At 45.2% G+C, this 19,397-nt stretch carries 22 protein-coding genes; 19 read left to right on the forward strand and 3 right to left on the reverse strand.

Translation table 11 applies throughout. From position 1 onward, the window contains the following. Window positions 1–8: 8 nt before the first annotated feature. Together thiE and UWK_RS09635 are read left to right on the forward strand one after the other, a co-directional pair. A complete protein-coding gene (gene thiE / locus UWK_RS09630; RefSeq protein ID WP_228130008.1) occupies window positions 9–725 on the forward strand; it encodes a thiamine phosphate synthase in 717 nt (238 codons plus the stop codon). Further along, entirely contained in the window at window positions 725–1,426 is a 702-nt protein-coding gene (locus UWK_RS09635; RefSeq protein ID WP_015404181.1) for a hypothetical protein, read from the forward strand. Before thiE ends, UWK_RS09635 begins: the two co-directional genes overlap by 1 nt. A gap of 45 nt (window positions 1,427–1,471) precedes the next feature. Here UWK_RS09635 and hflC read toward each other — a convergent pair whose 3' ends face one another. The 3 genes from hflC to UWK_RS18510 form a co-directional block, all read right to left on the reverse strand. Then, window positions 1,472–2,404: a protease modulator HflC gene (gene hflC / locus UWK_RS09640; RefSeq protein WP_015404182.1), complete on the reverse strand. Its 933-nt coding sequence runs from the start codon at window positions 2,402–2,404 to the stop codon at window positions 1,472–1,474. Between the two features lie 10 nt (window positions 2,405–2,414). Then, window positions 2,415–3,536 (reverse strand): FtsH protease activity modulator HflK, encoded by a 1,122-nt coding sequence (gene hflK, locus UWK_RS09645; RefSeq protein ID WP_015404183.1) that lies wholly within the window; start codon window positions 3,534–3,536, stop codon window positions 2,415–2,417. A 150-nt stretch (window positions 3,537–3,686) separates the two neighbouring features. Next, complete coding sequence (locus UWK_RS18510) at window positions 3,687–4,550, reverse strand: rhomboid family intramembrane serine protease (RefSeq protein ID WP_052326989.1); 864 nt, start codon at window positions 4,548–4,550, stop codon at window positions 3,687–3,689. 41 nt (window positions 4,551–4,591) lie between these two features. Here UWK_RS18510 and UWK_RS19410 point away from each other — a divergent pair, with 41 nt between their 5' ends. The 17 genes from UWK_RS19410 to UWK_RS09735 all read left to right on the forward strand — a co-directional run bounded on the left by UWK_RS19410 (window position 4,592) and on the right by UWK_RS09735 (window position 19,356). Then, window positions 4,592–4,798, forward strand: a complete 207-nt coding sequence (locus UWK_RS19410; protein WP_167320740.1) for a hypothetical protein — start codon at window positions 4,592–4,594, stop codon at window positions 4,796–4,798. Window positions 4,799–4,938: 140 nt separating this feature from the next. Further along, the gene (locus UWK_RS09660) at window positions 4,939–6,156 is read left to right on the forward strand and encodes a response regulator (protein WP_015404185.1); all 1,218 of its coding nucleotides are present in this window, start codon (window positions 4,939–4,941) and stop codon (window positions 6,154–6,156) included. A 37-nt stretch (window positions 6,157–6,193) separates the two neighbouring features. After that, on the forward strand, window positions 6,194–6,634 hold the full coding sequence (locus tag UWK_RS09665; RefSeq protein ID WP_015404186.1) for a response regulator: 441 nt from the start codon (window positions 6,194–6,196) through the stop codon (window positions 6,632–6,634). Between the two features lie 155 nt (window positions 6,635–6,789). Further along, window positions 6,790–7,326, forward strand: a complete 537-nt coding sequence (locus UWK_RS09670) for a CBS domain-containing protein (protein ID WP_015404187.1) — start codon at window positions 6,790–6,792, stop codon at window positions 7,324–7,326. 29 nt (window positions 7,327–7,355) lie between these two features. Continuing rightward, window positions 7,356–8,852 (forward strand): SLC13 family permease, encoded by a 1,497-nt coding sequence (locus UWK_RS09675; RefSeq protein WP_015404188.1) that lies wholly within the window; start codon window positions 7,356–7,358, stop codon window positions 8,850–8,852. Window positions 8,853–9,173: 321 nt separating this feature from the next. After that, window positions 9,174–10,604, forward strand: coding sequence for a sodium:proton antiporter NhaD (nhaD, locus tag UWK_RS09680; protein WP_041916859.1), 1,431 nt, complete (start codon window positions 9,174–9,176; stop codon window positions 10,602–10,604). Between the two features lie 177 nt (window positions 10,605–10,781). Beyond that, window positions 10,782–12,194, forward strand: coding sequence for a sigma-54 interaction domain-containing protein (locus tag UWK_RS09685; RefSeq protein WP_015404190.1), 1,413 nt, complete (start codon window positions 10,782–10,784; stop codon window positions 12,192–12,194). Between the two features lie 17 nt (window positions 12,195–12,211). Next, the gene (locus tag UWK_RS09690) at window positions 12,212–12,565 is read left to right on the forward strand and encodes a NifB/NifX family molybdenum-iron cluster-binding protein (RefSeq protein WP_015404191.1); all 354 of its coding nucleotides are present in this window, start codon (window positions 12,212–12,214) and stop codon (window positions 12,563–12,565) included. Then, complete coding sequence (locus tag UWK_RS18515) at window positions 12,562–14,343, forward strand: sensor histidine kinase (RefSeq protein WP_015404192.1); 1,782 nt, start codon at window positions 12,562–12,564, stop codon at window positions 14,341–14,343. Before UWK_RS09690 ends, UWK_RS18515 begins: the two co-directional genes overlap by 4 nt. A gap of 33 nt (window positions 14,344–14,376) precedes the next feature. Next, complete coding sequence (locus tag UWK_RS09700; protein ID WP_015404193.1) at window positions 14,377–14,754, forward strand: response regulator; 378 nt, start codon at window positions 14,377–14,379, stop codon at window positions 14,752–14,754. After that, window positions 14,732–15,451 carry a sensor histidine kinase gene (locus UWK_RS09705; RefSeq protein WP_041916383.1) on the forward strand — a complete coding sequence of 240 codons (720 nt, stop codon included), beginning with the start codon at window positions 14,732–14,734 and terminating at the stop codon, window positions 15,449–15,451. Before UWK_RS09700 ends, UWK_RS09705 begins: the two co-directional genes overlap by 23 nt. A gap of 34 nt (window positions 15,452–15,485) precedes the next feature. Continuing rightward, window positions 15,486–16,220, forward strand: coding sequence for a DUF1538 domain-containing protein (locus UWK_RS09710; protein ID WP_041916861.1), 735 nt, complete (start codon window positions 15,486–15,488; stop codon window positions 16,218–16,220). A gap of 17 nt (window positions 16,221–16,237) precedes the next feature. Next, entirely contained in the window at window positions 16,238–17,026 is a 789-nt protein-coding gene (locus UWK_RS09715; RefSeq protein ID WP_015404196.1) for a DUF1538 domain-containing protein, read from the forward strand. A gap of 89 nt (window positions 17,027–17,115) precedes the next feature. Then, window positions 17,116–17,463 (forward strand): P-II family nitrogen regulator, encoded by a 348-nt coding sequence (locus UWK_RS09720; protein ID WP_015404197.1) that lies wholly within the window; start codon window positions 17,116–17,118, stop codon window positions 17,461–17,463. Between the two features lie 48 nt (window positions 17,464–17,511). Further along, on the forward strand, window positions 17,512–17,913 hold the full coding sequence (locus UWK_RS09725) for a CBS domain-containing protein (RefSeq protein ID WP_015404198.1): 402 nt from the start codon (window positions 17,512–17,514) through the stop codon (window positions 17,911–17,913). A gap of 15 nt (window positions 17,914–17,928) precedes the next feature. Next, window positions 17,929–18,357, forward strand: coding sequence for a hypothetical protein (locus UWK_RS09730; RefSeq protein WP_015404199.1), 429 nt, complete (start codon window positions 17,929–17,931; stop codon window positions 18,355–18,357). A 48-nt stretch (window positions 18,358–18,405) separates the two neighbouring features. Next, on the forward strand, window positions 18,406–19,356 hold the full coding sequence (locus UWK_RS09735; RefSeq protein WP_015404200.1) for a lysylphosphatidylglycerol synthase transmembrane domain-containing protein: 951 nt from the start codon (window positions 18,406–18,408) through the stop codon (window positions 19,354–19,356). Window positions 19,357–19,397: the final 41 nt, after the last annotated feature.

Genomic DNA, 19,397 nt, shown 5'->3' on the forward strand with positions numbered 1-19,397 from the left:
GGAAACATATGATGCAGTCAGTACAAGGGGTTGTGAATCATCAGTTGTATGAGAGCCGGCTCAAGCAGTTTGAGGATGAGGTTGGGGTTTATCCGGTGAGTTGTGAGCGACTCGCAGCCGGACGCAGTGACCTGGAATGGCTTGACCAGGTGATAGCCGGAGGAAGCAGGATAGTACAGCTTCGTGATAAGGATAGTTCGGATAGGGATCTTCTCGCAAAGGCTCGTTATTTCAGAAAAAAAACCAGTGAAGCCGGCGTGTTGTTTTTCTTGAACGATAGGCTTGATATTGCACTCCTTTCCGATGCCGATGGCATGCATGTCGGGCAGAAAGATTTGCCACCGTCAGAAATCCGAAAACTTGCCCCTGATATTTTAATCGGCTTCTCCTGTAATACTGAGGAACAGGTCAGGGTTCTGGGTGAGGAGGTGAAACGAGGAACAAGTGCTGTTTCTTATTATAATATCGGGCCTCTTTTTGAAACCGGAACAAAGGAGGGGTTACATCATTTTTTGGGGGCCGATGGGATTGGTAAATTTTCCCGGCATTGTAGTCTACCCTTCACTGTTATGGGTGGGATAAAACTGGGTCACCTTGACGAGGTGCTCCGTGCCGGGGCAAGGCGAGTTGCAGTGGTGACGGCCCTCAGTGGCGCAGATGATATAGCTTTTGAGACAGCGCACTGGCAGCAGCGTGTTCTGTCCGGACGGAAAGAGAGTTGCTGATGTTACATACAAAGAAAGCGAAAGAAGTACTCAGGAGATTGCAAGAAGAAGTTGAAATACTGATTCCCTACGCCGTTCCAGGTGAAGACCTGGAAGTGGCCCTTGAATTTCTGCGAACTTTTAAGGATGATCAGTTCGCCCTGGGCGTGATAAAAGATTTTTACAGCATACTTCCAGAGGCACGTGAAGAGGCTCTGGTTAAGATTTCGGTGGTTGAAGAAAAAGAACGGGTTTTTCTGCTGCTACTCAGTACTTCCAGGCATCATCACTTTTATTTAATTAACGATGAAGAAGGGGTTTTTCTCGGTGAATGGGAGCAGGGAATACTTGATGAGCATGTTCTTGCTTTTTTTGAGTACCGTAATGCTGAGTCCTTTAGAGAAGCAAACAGTTCCGTGGCCGCCTGCAGGGAGTACCGTCCTCTTGAGAGGATGAATGAAGAGATTTGTCCTTCCTGTGGAGTAAAGGCAGGTGGGCTTCATACCCTGGGGTGTCCGGTTGAGGTGTGTCCATGGTGCAGTGGGCAACTGAACTATTGTAATTGCCGTTTTGAGCAGCTGGGTGTGGAGGAGTTGAACGACGAAAAGGAATTGATGGAACTTGCAGAGAAGCTGGAAAGAAAAGGCAGGGTTCCCTACGCAAAGGAGCAGCGTCCAGCGTTTATAGCAGAGCCAGAGACAAAGGAGGTTATTTTCAAATAACCTCCTTTGTCTTCTGTTGCTGTGCTTTATTGACTCAGTATCTACCTATTTCTTACTGTCTATGTTTTGTAGATAATGAAAAAGGTCAGAATCAGCTGAGAGTATCAGGGAAGTGTTTTTGCCAACAACGTTTGAGTAACTTTGCAGGGTCTTGTAGAAAGAGAAAAAATCGGGATCCTGGCTGTAAATGTCACCATAGATTTTGGTGGCACTGGCGTCAGCCTTACCTTTGATTTCCGATGACTCTCTATTGGCTTCTGATAGAATGACTTTCAGTTCCCGTTCCACCTTACCGAGAATCTCGGCCTTCTTTCCTTCACCTGTAGATCTTCTTTCTGCTGCAATTCGCTTTCGCTCAGAGATCATCCGGTCGTATACTTTGAGGCGGACAGACTCGATATAATTGACACGTTTGAACATTACATCGAGTAGTTCAATGCCATATTGCGGCGTTACTTTTCCGGCGGCTTCAAGAATCTTATTAGTGATACCATCTCTACCAATTTTTGGAGGTCCCTGGCTATCCCTGGCATTTGTCATGGTGTCGAGCGACCAGTCTGAGCTGCGAATGATTTCAATGAGGTTGTTTTTGTTCACCATGTCACGGACGGTACCATCGATAATGTCGTCCAGCAGTGATTGAGCCCGGGCTTCCGTTTTTACTGCCTGCATGTACAGGAGGGCGTCGGTGATTCGCCATCGTGCCGTAACATCAAGATAAACATATGTTTTGTCATTGGTTGGGATCTGGTTGGGGTCGCCGTCCCAGATCTGAACCTTTTTGTCGAAATAATTCACTTCCTGAACAAAAGGCAGTTTGAGGTAAAATCCGGCCTCTGTTTTTGGCTTACCCACCGGGGCTCCGAACTGGGTAATCATGGCCTGCTGACCTTCTTCAACTATGTAAAATCCATCGTAGACCACGGCTATGCAGAGCAGTACCAGGCCGATAAGAAAAAATTGAGCTATCTGTTTCATGACTGGTTCCTCACTGTTTAGCTGGCGGGATGGACACAGCAGAGCTGCTCCCCCTGCTGAGATTTAAAAGAGGCAGTGGGGTCTGCTGGTCTTTATTCATTATGTAGACTGACTCGACGCTGGGCATAACTTCCTGCATTGTTTCAAGGTACATTCGTCTTTTTGTAACTTCCGGGGCATTTTTGTATTCCGTCAAAATAGAGAGGAAACGTTGAGATTCGCCCTTGGCGTTGTTGACTCTAGCCGCCGCATAACCGTGTGCTTCTTCGATAATTTGCAGAGCATTGCCTCGTGCCCGGGGGATCTTCTGATTGTAGATTTCCTCGGCCTCGTTTACGAGTCGTTTCATGTCCTGATCAGCCTCATTTACTTCATTGAAGGCTGGTTTTACCTGGTCTGGTGGATTGATATCCTGGAACTGCACTGTACCGATGGCTATACCTGCTTCAAGACTCTGCAGCTGTTTCTGGAGATCCTGCTTTACTTCTGCGGCCAGGAGATCCCGGTTTGATAGGACATAGTCAAAATCCATGTTTCCGACGATTCTCCGGGTTGCGCTTTCAGAGAGGTCGCGTACAGCCTGACGAACGTCTTTTATCTGAAAGAGGTAGGCCTGTGGTTCTCTAACCCTGTACTGAACAATCCACGCCACATTGATAACGTTCTTGTCCGCCGTAAGCATCAGTGATTCCATGTCGTAGCCTTTTCGTTCAAAGCTGGTTTTCTGCCCCGGGTAACGACTGCGAAACCCAAATTCTTCTTTTCGAATTTCTTCAACATCGACTTTATAGAGATGGTCAATGTAGGGGAATTTGAAATGCAGTCCTGATTGGTCAGTCCGATAGTATTTGCCCAGGCGGAGGATAACACCCACCTCTGAAGGGTTGATTTTGTAGAAGGATGAGTAGACACCCTGTAAAACCAGTACGATCAGAACGATGGCAAGGATTTTACCAATTGAGGAAAAAGGATTTGGCGGACTACTTTTTATTGGAGCTCCGTCCCCGGATGGTTTCTTGGGAGAGTCAGAAAAATAATCCTGAAGTTTTTTAATGAGTTGAGCCACCATCTCTTCAGGTGTCTGGGGCTTTTTCTTCTTTCCCCACGGTGGCTGTTGATCCTGGTTGGGCATGAATTTTCTCCTAATTACAGGTTGGTTTCAGGTCGATGGTTAAATAATCTCTACTACGTTAATTACTCTTCAGGGGAGTGCAACGTTTTATTTTAACTGAGTTGGTCAGATGGGATTTTGCGGATTGGATTCCGGGTTATTTGTTGTTGGTTATTTCCAGGCGCTGCTCCAGGCGATGAATATTGATGTGATGGAAATAGTAAAAAGTATAGTCTGCAGGGGGATAGAGTGACGCAGTCTCAAAACTGCAGGCCTGCAGAGAAGCCATCCGAAGGCAAGGCCACAGCAGAGACCAAAAAAATGTGCGCCAAGATCCGTTCGCTCTCCAGAGCTGCCGATCATTGCTAGAAGAGCGGCGCCGGCCATAAATGGAAGAATTTGCAGGTACCTTTTGGTTATTCTGTGGCTCCGGCTGATCATGGCAAGCATTCCAATGATTGCGAAGACGGCAGTGGAAAACCCAACAAAGAGATGGTTGCTGCCATGGAGTGCGACGTTGATGTAGTTAGCGATTGTCGCAGTAAGGAGCATGGAGAATAATCCGAGGCCATTGCCAGTAAGTTTACAGAAAAAATGAAAAAGAAATCCGCCAAACAGGCAGTTACCCAGAAGGTGGACTGCGTCTGCGTGAAGAGTGAGTGCCGTGAGGAGTCTGAAATATTGGTGGTTCTCTATAATTGCTTTGGCATCTCCTGACCCATATGTGAACCAGAGGGAGCTGCCGGACCAGGGACCCGTAACCGTGTATAACAACATCAGGCTGCCAATGAGCAGCAGGGTTGGTGGCTGAAAGAGTGGAATGAAATCATCTGTGGTGGCAACGGGTCTGGAGGGCCAGTTTTTATTTTCGTTCAAATATGCTTTTAGCTGCATATCCGCTTTGGCTGCATCCTTGGCGTCTACGCTAAGAATCAGGCTTTTAGGTGTTTCGGTGTACTGGTGGCTAATTCCAACGGCGGAGAGAGCCAGGGAACAGGAAAGTGCTTCATGTCTGTCATCCGTTGCAAAGACCACAGTGCTGTGTGTTCCAGCAGGGGGATTTTTCTGGAGATCTTTTGGGTCAGTTGGTTGTTGATTGTAGGGTGGCATGGGAAAAAGAAATAGTCACTGTCTCTCTGTTTGGCAAATACATCCTGTTCTGTGTTGCCGAAACCGTTCCAGTTGCTGGACGTTTCTTAATGGAACAAAATGAAACGACCCGTTGCGGTGTGTGTTTCGGTATGTTTCGTTGTGGGCGGGTGGTGTTTGGTGATGAAAAATAGTATTGGACTAACTTCTTGAAAGCATGCCATAATGTATGGTGTGGCAAAGGTGGCACGTTTTGTGCTTAATGTAAACCAAGGGTGAAGTGATGCGGAGCGCAGCTCCATGGACACAATCCATCATAAAAAGGGAGCCAAAAATGTCTTCAATTGCACTGTTTAATACAATTTTCGTAGAAGAGAAGAAGGTTAGGGAGCAACTTGCAGCTGCAACTGATTTTCGTGTTGTTCGGGATACTGATATAATAAGTGAAGTGTCTCAAAAATACGGCATCGGTGAAGACAAGGTGGAACGGGCACTCTATGGCCCACCTTCAGTGTTTAATACATTCACCTTGGAACGCGAACGGATTACTGCTTATCTGAAGGTTGTGATGGCAGGTCATCTGAAAACATCCGGAGTTATCTATTGCGGTAATATTGCCCTTCTTGTTCCCTCTGCTGTGACACATGTCCTGCGGGTTGGATTATTTGATAAGATGAGTAACCGTATCCAACGTGCAGTGGGGGAAGGTGTAACAGAAAAGAATGCTGTTAAAGTAATAAAGAAAAATGATAGCAGTGCAGCCGGTTGGGCTGATTATCTTTATAAAAAGGAAATAACAAGTAACTCTCTGTACGATATTGTCGTTCCCATGGGGGAGAATTCTCCCGAGTCAGCGGTAAAACTGATCCTCGAGAATTATAATAAACCAGCAGTTCTGGAGCAAGATGCTTCCCGTCAGGCTGTTAATGATATGGCAGTTGGTGCAAAGGTTGAGCTGGCGCTGGTCGAAAAAGGGTATACCACCGAAGTGAGAAGTACTGGTGGAGAAATTACTCTTTTAATAAATAAGAGTGTTTCTAATTTTCAAAGACTAGTCAATACCCTGACTGAGATAGCAGAAAGTGTTGAAGGTGTTGCTGCTGTTAAGGTTCTTCCCGGTCAGGACTACCATGTCTCAGTCTATCGGAGTCAGGAATTCACTCTTCCGCCCAAGGTGTTATTGGTTGATGATGAACAGGAGTTTGTGCAGACCCTTTCTGATAGATTAAATACCCGTAACTACGGTTCATACCCTGTTTTTGATGGTGAGCAGGCTCTTGAGCTTTTGGTGAACGAGCTTCCTGATGTGATGGTTCTTGATCTGAAGATGCCAGGGATAGGGGGGGTTGATGTCCTTCGTAAAACCAAAGAATTTAATCCTGACATTAAGGTTATCATCCTTACCGGTCATGGCTCTGAGGAGGACAGAAAGGTATGTATGAAGCTTGGTGCTTATGCCTATCTGCATAAACCCGTCGATATTGCACAGTTGACCGAAATCATTGACGAGGCACATGGGAAGGTTGCGGCGGCAAAAATGGCACACATATGATGATGTTTGGTAGAAAAAAACAATAATGGAGAAGAATATGAATAGTTTATTGGCAGCGAAGATCTTGCTTGTGGATGATGAGGAAGAGTTTATTGACCTTATGTCGCAGCGGCTTGAAACCAGGGGCCTCAAGGTGGAGGCGGTGTCAAGTGGAGAAGCTGCCGTGGCTGCGGTGGCAGATCATAGCTTCGATGTTGCCATAGTCGATCTGGCCATGCCTGGAATTGATGGCATTGAAACGTTGAAACAGATCAAGAATGAACGGCCGGATGTCGAGGTTATTATGCTTACCGGTCAGGCGACTGTCAAAAGTGGTATAGAGGCCATGAAGCATGGAGCCAGTGATTTTCTTGAAAAACCAGTCGATTTGAATGTTTTGATGGAGAAAATACGGGCGGCTAAGAGCGATCGAATGCGTTCTCTTAAAAGTAAGTCGGCTGAGGAGTTGAAAAACATTTTAAAGAGTAAAAGCTGGTAAAAAACTGCCTCTTCCAAGAGGTGCAATCCCCTTAACTACCTGGATTTACGAGTGTGGGTGTAAGTCTTTGCCTGGAGAGGATTGGTGCGTCTCGGGTATGCAGTAATTAATTAGAATCTCGTTGCATTTAAAATATTGGAAAGGAGGAGAATATTGTGAACAGCAAAACTTCGATTATCAGGGATATTATCATACCCCTTGATCGTTATCCGCAACTGAATGAGAACCAGACACTTCAGGAGGCTATGGAAACATTCAGGTCTTTTCGGGCAGAGCAGCAGGATTGTGCCTGTTATAAAGGCATACTGGTTGTCAACGACAAGAATCAACTGGTTGGCAAGCTCTCTTTGATGGATATCATGCATGGTCTGGTGCCACGCCTGGTGGACGCAACCAATGTGGACAAGTATGAAGGGAAGGGCAAGGATTCCGAGTTTCCTAATTTGTCATTTTTGTATGAAGATAAAACGTTTTCCGGGTGCGGTAAAAATAAACAGAAGTCAATCAAGAGTCTCATGAAGGCTATTACCTTTTCACTTCCGGCTGACACCCACATGTTAAAAGCCCTGGTCATGATGGAACATCGAAAGGATTTTAATGTTCCGGTTACCGATAATGGAACAATTATCGGCATGCTGCGTCTAGAGGAAATCTTTAATTCGATGTGCACAAGTTACTGTGATATTACATAAATTAAACAAAAACATACGAGGATATACTAATGACTGCTGCAGAGTCACAAGCTATGAGCCTTCCTGAGGCTAAGGAACCGTTCAATGTAAAACGGCTGCTATTTATGTTTCTGGGGATAGGGCTGTTTTGTTTTGTCTACTATTGTCCACCCTGGCCTGACGCTATTGATCCAATGGGAGAACATTTCGTCCTGAGTCAGCAGGCAAAGGGTGCCATCGGTGTCTTTTTGCTGGCTGCTACCTGGTGGGTTTTTGAAGTTGTGCCCATTGGTGTTACCAGTCTCACAATTGGAACGCTTCAGGCTCTTTTTATGATCCGTGATCCCAAGGTTGCCTTCAAGGATTTTATGGATCCATCGGTTCTGTTTATCTTTGGTTCCATTGTTATTGGTATGGTTTTTACTAAGACAGGTCTGACCAAGCGCATCGCCTATAAAATGCTTTCCATTGTAGGTGAAAAAACCAGCATGATTTATCTTGGCTGTTTTGTGATGACTGCGGCACTGACCCATGTCATGGCCCACACAGCCGTTGCTGCCACCATGTTCCCCCTGCTCATGGCTATCCACGCCCTCTATTCCGATGAAGATGATCCTACAAAATTTGGCAAGGGGCTTTTTATTGGTATGGCCTATGTCGCAGGCGCCGGTAGTATCGTCACCCTGCTCGGTGCGGCACGTGGTGCTGTGGCTCTTGGATTTTACAAAGATATTATGAGTATTGATGTAAGTTTCTTTGAATTGACCTGGTATATGTTTCCCGTTGGCTGGCTTATGGTTTTTGCCCTCTGGGGATTTTTTATGCTTTTTTTTAAACCAGAACGGGCTCGTATCCCGGGTCTGAAAGAGAAGGCCGGGAGAATGTACAGGGAACTCGGTAGCTGGAGCAGGAAAGAAATTATTACCGCTGTCGTCGTAGCCCTTGCAATCCTGGTTATTGCCTTGAAGAACTTCATACCGGCTCTTTCGGGATTGGATAAAACCGGCATTCTTCTCTGTTCAACTATAGCATTCTTTCTCTTTAATATTCTTGATATAGATGATCTTGAAGAGATTCCATGGAATATCATTCTCCTTTTTGCCGGTGCCATGTCTATCGGGTTCTGTCTGTGGGAGACTGGCGCGGCCAAGTGGATGGCTGTCAACTGGTTGGTTCTTTTTCAGAATGCCCCTCCAATCGTCTTTATCCTTGGTATGGCTTTCTTTGTCATGATGATGACGAACTTTATCATGAACGTGGCAGCCATAGCCATCTCCCTGCCTGTTGCCCTGGTTATTGCGCCGTATCTTGGGGTGGGTGGTGAGGTTATCCTGTTCTCTGCTCTCGTTGTTTCTGGTATGCCTTTTCTGTTACTGGTTGGTGCTGCTCCCAACGCCATTGCCTATAACTCAAAACAGTTTACCACCGCCGAGTTCTTCCTCTGGGGGCTTCCTGCCAGTGCAGTTCTTATGTTGGTTACCTGGCTCGCAGTTTCAGTTCTGTGGCCGCTGATGGGAATGGAAGTCTATGTTCCAAAAGTAATGTAACATCGGAGTCCCTCAAAAAACAAGTAACACCGGAGTCCCTCAAAAAACAACCTGCACACTGTGTGTGGCAGTCTGCAGGTTAATTTCCTGAGGGGTTGTACCAGAAGAAATGTGATGGTATAGTTTCTTCTGCAGAGGCATGCGGGCTGTGTGTGGCAGCCTGCATGCCAATCTGGCCGAAAGTTGTTTTTGGCCCTGCATATCATTTGGGAAAGGTGTGCGGAGCCAAAAATAATAACCATGGCGGATTATACAGAACTCTACAAAGGCATTATCTGTCAGGATTCATTCAAAGAGTGTGTAAAGGGAGGAAGTGTTTTGATGAAAGTATTTTATAGATTGTTGTTACCACTTTTGGTGGTTCCTGGCATTCCGGGACTTGCGATGGCAGCGGGTGCTGCGGGAGGGGATTATATTGATCTCACCACCAGTTGGGTGGGGTATGCCTCGCTGCTGATTTTTGTAGTAGCATACGGCTTTGTCATGGCTGAAGAGTATACCCATATGCGGAAGTCCAAGCCTGTTCTACTTGCAGCAGGAATAATTTGGGGAATCATCGGTTGGGTTTATGCCAGTCACGGATTTACCCATGCTGCAGAGATGGCAGTACGACACAATATTCTTGAATACGCCGAACTCTTTCTCTTTCTCCTGGTGGCTATGACCTATATCAACGCCATGGAGGAGCGGCAGATCTTTGAAGCCCTGCGGGTTAGACTGGTCTGTGCCGGATTTTCTCTGCGCAAGATATTCTGGCTCACGGGTGTTCTTGCATTCTTTATCTCACCGGTTGCTGATAACCTGACTACCGCCCTCCTTATGTGCGCAGTCGTTATGGCCATTGGCAAAGATAATGTGAAGTTTGTCAGTCTTGCCTGTATAAATATTGTAGTTGCTGCAAATGCTGGTGGTGCCTTCAGTCCTTTTGGCGATATTACCACCCTCATGGTGTGGCAGAAAGGTATCGTCAGCTTCGGAACCTTTTTCAACCTCTTCATACCATCCGTGGTGAACTGGCTGGTTCCCGCTGTAATTATGAGTTTTGCTGTGCCAAAAATCCAACCCGAGACATGTGAAATCAATGTCAAACTGAAACGTGGCTCTTATGTGGTTATGGGGCTCTTTCTTCTTACCATTTGCACCGCCGTATGTTTCCATAACTTTCTCCATCTGCCACCTATGATGGGAATGATGACAGGACTTGCATATCTCAAATTGTATGGTTTTTATCTGAAGAAAACGCATAAAACCAAGGGGCAGCAATACCGAAGAAGGCAAGGGGAGGAAGATGAACAGATTGGCGATATTGTGGCCTTTGATGTGTTCAGAAATATTGCCCGGGCCGAGTGGGACACCCTGATGTTTTTCTACGGTGTCATTCTCTGTGTTGGTGGTCTTGGGTTTATCGGTTATCTGGCCGTGGTCTCCAAAATAATGTATATCAGTTGGGGAGCGACAAGTGCTAATATCCTGGTCGGTTTTCTTTCCGCCATTGTTGACAACATCCCTGTAATGTTTGCAGTGCTCTCCATGCAACCTGATATGTCCATGGGACAGTGGTTGCTGGTGACTCTTACTGCTGGAGTCGGTGGTAGTATGCTCTCCATCGGTTCCGCTGCCGGTGTGGCCCTTATGGGACAGGCCCGCGGAATGTATACCTTTGGTGGACATTTGAAATGGGCGCCAGCAATCGCCCTTGGCTATTTTGCCAGCATCGCAGTTCATTTCTTTGTCAACAGTCGCTTTTTCTGATAAGGAGCTATTGAAGAAACGCCTTCACCTTCTACCCGGTTACATCGATGTATTTTCGTGGTCGGGTAGATTAGCGTCGAAAGAGGAGTTCATATTCAGGAACCTCAAAAAAAGTACCTTTAGTTTCACATTGAAACGGAGCAGAATCTTCTGCCCCTCTGATATCATGTGTGAAAAATGAAGATAGAGTCAGTACTTCAAAGCGTATCCGTATTTGGTGAGTTGCTAAATGGTATTCCACATGGGATTGCTATTTTGGGAACTGATCTCTGCATCTTGACGATGAATCGCTATCTTGAGGCGATGACAGGGTACAGTACCGATGAAGCCAGGGGTGTTTACGGCGATTTTATCCTGCGAACAAACCTTGGTATCAAAAATCAAATATGTGCCGAAGTGTTGAAAAGTGGCGAATCAGTTTCAATTGATGGAAATATTATCAATCGTCGTCGTAAGAAAATTCCTGTTCATTTCACTATAAGCCGTCTTCATGATGGTGAAGGTCAGCCCTCCGGAGTGCTTTTTGTTCTGGAAGACAGCTCGGTGGTAAAGGTTGAAGAATTAAGCCATCGGGAGCAATCCATCCGCTCTAAAATTCTCGGCCACAGCTCACAGATGGAAAATGTCTTTGAACTGATGACCGTGCTTGCCCGCACCGATGCTTCGGTATTAATTACCGGTGAAACCGGAACCGGTAAGGATCTGATGGCTGAGGCACTTCACAAGTCGTCGCAACGGGCACGTCAACCTTTTATCAAGGTTAATTGTGGTGCTCTTCCCGAAGCCCTCCTTGAATCAGAACTTTTTGGCCATGTTAAAGGTGCCTTTACTGGCGCTGTCAATGAAACGGCCGGTATGTTTCGTCTGGCTCATCTGGGGACAATATTCCTCACGGAAATTGGTGATCTCTCCCTGCCTCTGCAGGTCAAACTGCTCTCTGTACTTGATGATAAGGAGTTTTTTCCCGTTGGGGGGAGTAAAAAAGTTAAGGTGGACGTCCGAATTATTGCCGCAACCCATAGATCGCTCCGAGAAGAAGTGCAGCAGGGACGTTTTCGCGAAGATCTTTTCTATCGTTTGAATGTTTTGTGTCTTCATTCTCCGCCACTTAGAGAACGTGATGGCGATATTCGACTTCTTTTAGACCATTTTTTACGTCAGTTCAATGCAAAACTTGGCCGGGAGGTGACAGATTTCAGCCCCGAGGCCATCGACTTTCTGAACCAGTATAGATACCCAGGAAATGTTCGTGAACTACGCAATATTGCCGAATACTCAGCTAATATCTGTCAGGGTAGGGTGGTTGAGGTAAAAGACCTGCCAGCCTACCTCTTTCGGCCGGCGGTGAATCCTGAAATGAAAAGCAGTTCAGCTATGAGTCATCCGTTAGTGCAAAGAGAAGAGGCTGTGGCAGCGCGGGTAACAGTGCCGGCAGGTGGAACAACACCCGGAGGCTGGGTAGATGTGGAAAAAGAAATGATACTGGATGCTCTGCGTAGCAGTGGTGGTAATAGATCGAAAGCATCTGAAATTTTGGGTTGGGGACGGACGACACTCTGGAGAAAACTAAAAAAGTATAAGATGGCTTAGAGGGGGAGAAGAGGGATATGAAGATTATGATTACAACCCGTGGCGATTTTGTCTCCCCACGTTTTGATTCGAGTTCAGAGGTGCTGATCGCAAGTTATTACGATCAACAATTAATGGAGGAACCGCGCTCTTTACTTCTGAGTAATGTCTCTGCTGAGATACTCTGTGATCTTGCCTTGAAAGAGAATGTTGCCATCGTTGTGTGTGGGGGGATTGAGGAGGAGCATTACCAGTTTCTAACCTGGAAAAAAATAGTAGTAATCGATTCAGTGATCGGGCCCCATGAAGCAGTACTGGAGCTTGGTATGAAGAACAGACTGGAACCTGGTATAATATTACCAGGAGTAACCTCAAAGGAGGTGGCCTCATGACAGAGCGTCATCATTGGTTAAACAAAATTCTGCCCTCGCCTCTGGCAGAAGATGGCAATGCTGCTGACAGTGAACAGGTATACACCAAGTTTTCGAGAGGATTATCTGTAATACTGCTGGTACTTGTGCTTGTACCTTTGACCGTTTTGTCACTCCTGTCACATTATCAGTACAAAGAGCTTCTGGAAGAAGAAGAGATGGACCAGCTAGTTCTCAATTTAGAACAGGCCCAGAGTACCATTGAGGCCTTTATTACAGAGCTGCAATCGATCATAAAATTCGTGGCCCGTGATGATCGTTACGAGGAACTGCTTAATCCGGACGAGCTGGAGTCTCTTTTCGTTCGTCTCAAGGATGAGTACCCCGGGTTTGCAGATATTGAAATCATTGACCCCGAGGGTACCCAAAAGGCCTATTTGGGCCCCTATGCACTTGGAGGGCATAATTATAGCGAACAAACCTGGTATAAGGAAGTCTTGTTGCGGGGTGTCCATATAAGCAACATTTTTTCCGGTTTTCGTAATGTTCCTCACTTTGTTATTGCTGTAAGCAGAAAAGACCCACGGAGTCAGGAATACTGGGTTTTACGAGTCACCATTGAAGGGAAAACGCTACAGAATTTTATCAATACGATCAGCACCAGTTATGCAGACGACATGTTTTTGGTTGATGCAGAAGGAATAACCCAGACGATACCTCAGAAATATGGGAATATAGGGGAAAAATGTATCTTACACGACGTGGAAGAGAAAGAAGTGAAGTTCTTTGATGGGGATTATCATAACCAGGATGGTTCAACTGAGAAGACGCAAAGAATACTGATTGTCAAAAAGACCTTTAAAGGCATGCAGATTAATCATGCAGCCATCGATCTTGTGGAGACGCCATGGAGATTGGTTTTAGTTAAAGAGCAGTACCTGCATGCCGCTACCTGGGTGCAGTTTAAGGTAAAATTAACAACAATGTTTTTTAGTAGTGTTGTTGTTGCCGTATTCGTAATTCTGGAAATCAGTTCAGCAATTACCAATCACATTCGAGAATCGGATAAAAAACGCCAATTCCTCTATCGGGAAGTTGCTAACAGCAACAAACTTGCATCCGTCGGCAGGTTGGCGGCAGGTGTTGCCCATGAAATCAACAACCCCCTGTCGATTATCAATCAAAAGACAGGTCTCGTTCAGGATTTTATGGAATTTTCCGAGGATTTTCCCCATAAAGAAGCAATGGCGGAAGCGCTTGATGGAATTCAGAACAGCGTTGAGCGCTGTAAAACAATCACCCATCGTTTACTTGGCTTTGCCCGGCAGACAGATGCAAAAACAGAGGAGATTGATTTTCATCATACCATCCGGGAGGTTGTTGATTTTCTGGCAAAGGAAGCAACGTATAACCAGATACAAATTGAATTTGATTTGAGCCAGGACATAAAAAAAATATGGTGTGATCGTGGTTTGTTACAGCAGATTTTCCTGAATATAACCAACAATGCCATCGATGCCATAGGAAGAGATGGTAAAATCGTTCTTGCAAGCAGGAAAGTTGGTGAGGACAGCATTGAGGTGACAATCTCGGATAACGGGCCCGGTATGTCTCCAGATGTAAAGCGGAAAATTTTTGAACCATTTTTTACGACAAAGGAAACGGGTAAGGGGACTGGTCTTGGCTTATCTATAACCTATGGTTTGGTGAAAAAGCTTGGTGGCAGTATTCATGTAACATCTGAAATGGGTAAGGGAACCACGTTCGTCATTAGCTTGCCGGTGAAACGAAGTGTGTAAGTAGCTTATAATGCAGAATATCTGGGTGACCAAATGATAAAGTCAAAAGTGTTGATAATTGATGATGAGATTGAGTTTGCAACAACCTTGTGTCAACGGTTGAAGCTCCGTGGGATGGCCGCTATTGATGTCCATAGTGGAACCGAAGGCTTGGTAAGTCTGGTGAAAATGAACCCGGGAATTGTCATTCTTGACTTGAAAATGCCAGATATGAGTGGTCTTGATGTATTAGCCAAGGTCAAGCAACATGATCCAAGTATCGAAGTCATCATGCTCACCGGTCATGGATCTGCCGAAGCCGGGGCGGAGGCTAAAGAAAAAGGTGCTTTTGATTACATTATGAAGCCGGTTGACCTTGTGAAACTTGTAGATAAAATGGAACTGGCTGATGAAAAACGCAGCAAAGCATAGGTCTTTTATGGATGCAAATACGGAAAATAGTATTCGACAGGAACAGATAGAGTCCTTTGGTCGGCTGATGGCAGGTTTTGCCCACGACATGAAAAACCATCTTGGTATCATACGGGAATCGAATGGGTTAATGGGAGATATTCTGGAGATGGGCGTTCTGGGTGGGGACGCTAAAATGTTGGAACGACTTAAGAAATCAATCGATGCCATTGAGCGCAGAGTTGTAATTTCGGCTAATATGATGCATCATCTCAGTGGGTTGGCTCATCGACCGGATCACCCCTTTTCTTCCTTTTTGATTAATGATGTAATTAAGGAGGAATATGTGTTTCTTGAACGTTTTTCAAGGCTTAAGCAGATCAATATTGTAATGGAGCTTCAGGAAATGCTTCCGGCGGTGTATAATGACCCATCACTGCTGCAACATGTTGTGTATCGTATATATTCTCAGTGTCTTGAACTGCTTGAAAGTGGGCAGAGCCTGTCCATTGTAACGGAAGTGGAAGGAAATAGGGCTGTACTGGTTTTTCGTTTCCCTTTCGGGGTGTCTGTTACAGACGGTGAAACACTTTTGCATACAACCCTTCTGTCTGCAGTTGAAAAAATGGAAGGAACTTTAACTATTAAAGACAAAAATAAAGATGGTATGGAAATCAGGCTTGGCATTCCCTCGTTATCTGTTGATAGCACATCCTGATATAAAAAAACTCTGGTACATTAAAAGTAACCTTATGATTATAAATGCCATTCTGAAAAAACTTAAAGATGCATGTACTGATCTGCTGCCTATTGTGCTGGTAATTGCTTTTTTTCAGATGGTTGTCATCCGGCAACCTCTGCCTCAGATGGGAGAGGTTTTATTTGGGACACTCTTGATAGTGCTGGGACTGAGTCTTTTTATTCAGGGTCTGGAAATGGGACTGTTTCCGATTGGCGAGGCCATGGCCCAGGCATTGGCCAGAAAGGGAAGCCTCTTCTGGCTTCTTGCATTTGCCTTTGCGCTCGGTTTCTCAACTACCGTGGCAGAGCCAGCTCTTATCGCTGTAGCAGCTAAAGCAGCCGAGATAGCCGGTGATGGCGGACTTATTGATTCGAGTCCGGAATCGTTGAAACAGTATGCATTTGGCCTTCGCATGTCCGTTGCCTTTTCCGTAGGGCTTGCAATTCTGATCGGAGTTATGCGTATCCTCCGTGGCTGGCCCATCCATTATTTGATTATTGGTGGTTATGTACTCGTTATGCTGATGACTATTATTGCTCCCAAGGAAATTATTGGTATAGCCTATGATGCGGGAGGGGTGACGACTTCAACCATAACTGTCCCCCTTGTTGCAGCTCTCGGCGTGGGGCTGGCCTCCACAATTCGTGGTCGAAGTCCTTTGACGGACGGCTTTGGTCTTATTGCCTTCGCCTCTCTCCTGCCTATGATATTCGTAATGGGCTATGGACTTCTGATTTTCAAATAATTGGCGCAGACAATTCTATGGAATTTATTAAAGAGTTCAGTATAATCCTTCTTGCAACCTGCAGGGATGTCTTACCTATTGTTCTTCTGATTACTGTATTTCAGCTGGTTGTGCTCCGTCAAAAAATTCCCAATTTACCACGCCTTATCGTCGGTGGCGTCTATGTAATTCTTGGGCTGGCACTTTTTCTGGCCGGATTGGAAAAGGCCCTGTTCCCACTGGGAAAAATAATGGCGGCTCAACTTTCTGATCCTGTTTTTCTCTATGGTACAAATGAAGCAATAACTCATGTTGACTGGACTGCATACGGTTGGGTATATCTTTTTGCGGCAATGATCGGATTTGCAACAACCATCGCGGAACCCTCTCTTATTGCAGTGGCATACAAGGCAAATGAGGTGTCTGCTGGGACGATCTCCACGTGGGGGTTGCGTATTACCGTGGCCATTGGGGTGGCATTTGGAATAAGTCTTGGAACCTACAGGATAGTGACTGGTACGCCACTCTATTTATATATTCTTGTTGGTTATGTGGTTGTAATCATACAAACCATATTTGCACCTAAGACAATTGTCGCTCTGGCCTATGATTCCGGGGGCGTGACTACGTCCACGGTAACGGTGCCACTTGTTGCTGCGTTGGGCCTTGGGCTTGCTTCCACTGTTCCTGGGAGAAATCCGGCCCTTGACGGTTTTGGTCTTATTGCTTTTGCCAGCCTTTTCCCAATTATTGCAGTACTGGGGTATGCGCAATTGATGGAGTGGAAAACCAAACATACTATTAATACTAACACTGGTGAACGGTAAGTAAGCCAGTATATGTACCTTCACCAAATTCTTTTTTCAAAACCAAAAAAGAATTTGTAGGTTCTAACGGATAATAATGGAGATATATAATGCGCTTTAAACTCATTCTATCCTCGGTGAAGCCGGGTATCACGGATACAATTGTTGATGCGGCAAAAGCGGCGGGTGCAACAGGAGCTACTATTATTCCTGCCAGAGGTACCGGAATTCGTGAAGCCAAAACGTTCTTTGGTCTTTCCCTTGAAGCTCAGACAGACATTATTATGTTTCTCGTTGAAGAACACTGTGTCGATGGAATTCTTGGTGCGATAAAAGAATCCGGAAAATTTCATGAACCCGGTACAGGTATTGCCTTTGTCCTACCGGTCGAGCATGTGGTCGGTTTGGAAAGTCAGATGGAAAAGTTTAAAACCGAGGTTCGTGAAAGCTATTTTTGACAGATTTAAAATGTTGGCTATATATTTCTATTGCTGGAGGTGGGTCTGGTGTCTGAAGGAAAAAAAATAATACGAGCAGAAGATGTTCTGGAAAAGAAAGTTGTGTTTATCGATGGAATGGCTACATCGCGGGATGCTGCTGCAAAAATGCGATCTGAAAAATGCAGGTGTCTTCTCGTTGAAAAACGGCATCCCGATGATGCCTGGGGTATTGTTGTTGTCCAGGATTTTATAAAGGGGGTGCTGGTTGCTGGGCGTTCTCCACAGGAAGTGCACATTTATGAAATTATGACGAAACCCGTGATAACCGTGCCTGCGGATATGGATATCCGTTATGTAGCCCGTCTGCTCTTTCATGCGGGCATTCGAAGGGCACCGGTGGAAAAAAATGGGGAAATGATTGGTGTGATTTCGCTTTCCTCATTGATCCTTGACAATGACCTTTTTTAATCGAAAACACTCAAAATGACCAAAAGAGATATACCGGTTCCGATCTGTATGACCTGTGGAGAGCATAGAAATGGGCAGTATGTAAAAGAAGAACCCTTCTATCTATGTAAGAACTGCGGCACCGAGATGAGATATCGGCCGGCTGGAGAATTGTTGAACTCTGGCAGTAAGAAAGCAATAGAAAATAACGGCTGGGCTGTGAGTTTTTCCGTTCGCAGTTCGGAACTCTATTCTGCGCAGGCAATGCTTGCGTTAGGGATCGCTCTGATAGTATTGTCTGTTGTTTTTGTGTGGTTGGGGAAACTCGAAAATGACGCTGCTCTCTGGAGTATCGGCTCGGGAGTTTTTCTGAGTATCCTTGGGAGAAGAAAATCGATTAAGCAGAAGAAAAAAAGCCAGTTGATCCTCAGCCAATTTCCTTACTGGAAAAAAGAACGGCTGTAGGAAAATTTAAGGAAAAAAAGAGTCTAAAAATGGTTATGATAAATTGCAATGATACGTTGCAATAATTTGGAATTAAGCAAGAAAACTGTCTATACAACTCTTCTTCGCCTTGGAGTCAGTGCCGCAGTTCTTGTCTGGCTTTTTTCGCAAACTGATACGGCAACGGTGCTGGAAACATTTGGAAGACTTCCACTTGTAATCTGGGTTGTTTCTGTTTTCTTTTTTCTCACTCTCTGTCTACTGGCAGCAACCCGTTGGTTTCTTCTTTCCGGAATTTTAGGTCTACCAGGTCAGTGGTTCACCTATGTCGGTTATTATTTTATTGGCCAATTTTTTAATCTTTTTATGCCAACCAGTGTGGGCGGGGATTTTTTTAAGATTCTGTTTGTCTCTAAAGGACAGCAGAGTGGATTGTTGGTCAGTACCTGTGGTGTGATAGCTGATAGATTTATCGGTCTCCTGACAATGTTTTTAACGGGGACGATAGCAGTTCTGATGTATCCTGGGGAAATTTTGCCCGGAAAGAATGAATGGCTTTTGTATTGCGGTGCATTCGTGATTGTCGGATTATTGTTTTTTGTCCCGTTCCTCTATTATTTACTTCGTACTTTTCGATCTAGCATTAGCGAAGAGCTTGTATTACTGAGAACAATCTGGCAATATCCCGCCGTGTTAATAAAGATTGCTGGTCTCTCAGTTGCCTTGAATTCTATTCTTATCTCAATTATAATTGTGTTGGCTACAAGTATCGGAATTGATGTACATCCGAGCTATTTTTTTGCGATCTTTCCGTTAACCGCAATTGTCACTGTTTTACCCTTTAGTTTTAATGGCATGGGGTTGCGAGAGGGGGCTTTTGTCTATTTACTGTCTCTACAGAATGTACCCTTCGAAAAAGCGTTATCCCTGAGTCTTTGTCTTTTTGTTGTTCAGTGCAGTGCCGGTTTTGCTGGTGGTATTGCCTATGCCATTGGGCTTCATAAAAAAACAATTGATTGAGAAATATGGATACTCTTTCCCTCTTACACTTATTTATTCGA

Origin of the sequence: Desulfocapsa sulfexigens DSM 10523 (genome assembly GCF_000341395.1) — a bacterium.
GTDB lineage: Bacteria > Desulfobacterota > Desulfobulbia > Desulfobulbales > Desulfocapsaceae > Desulfocapsa > Desulfocapsa sulfexigens.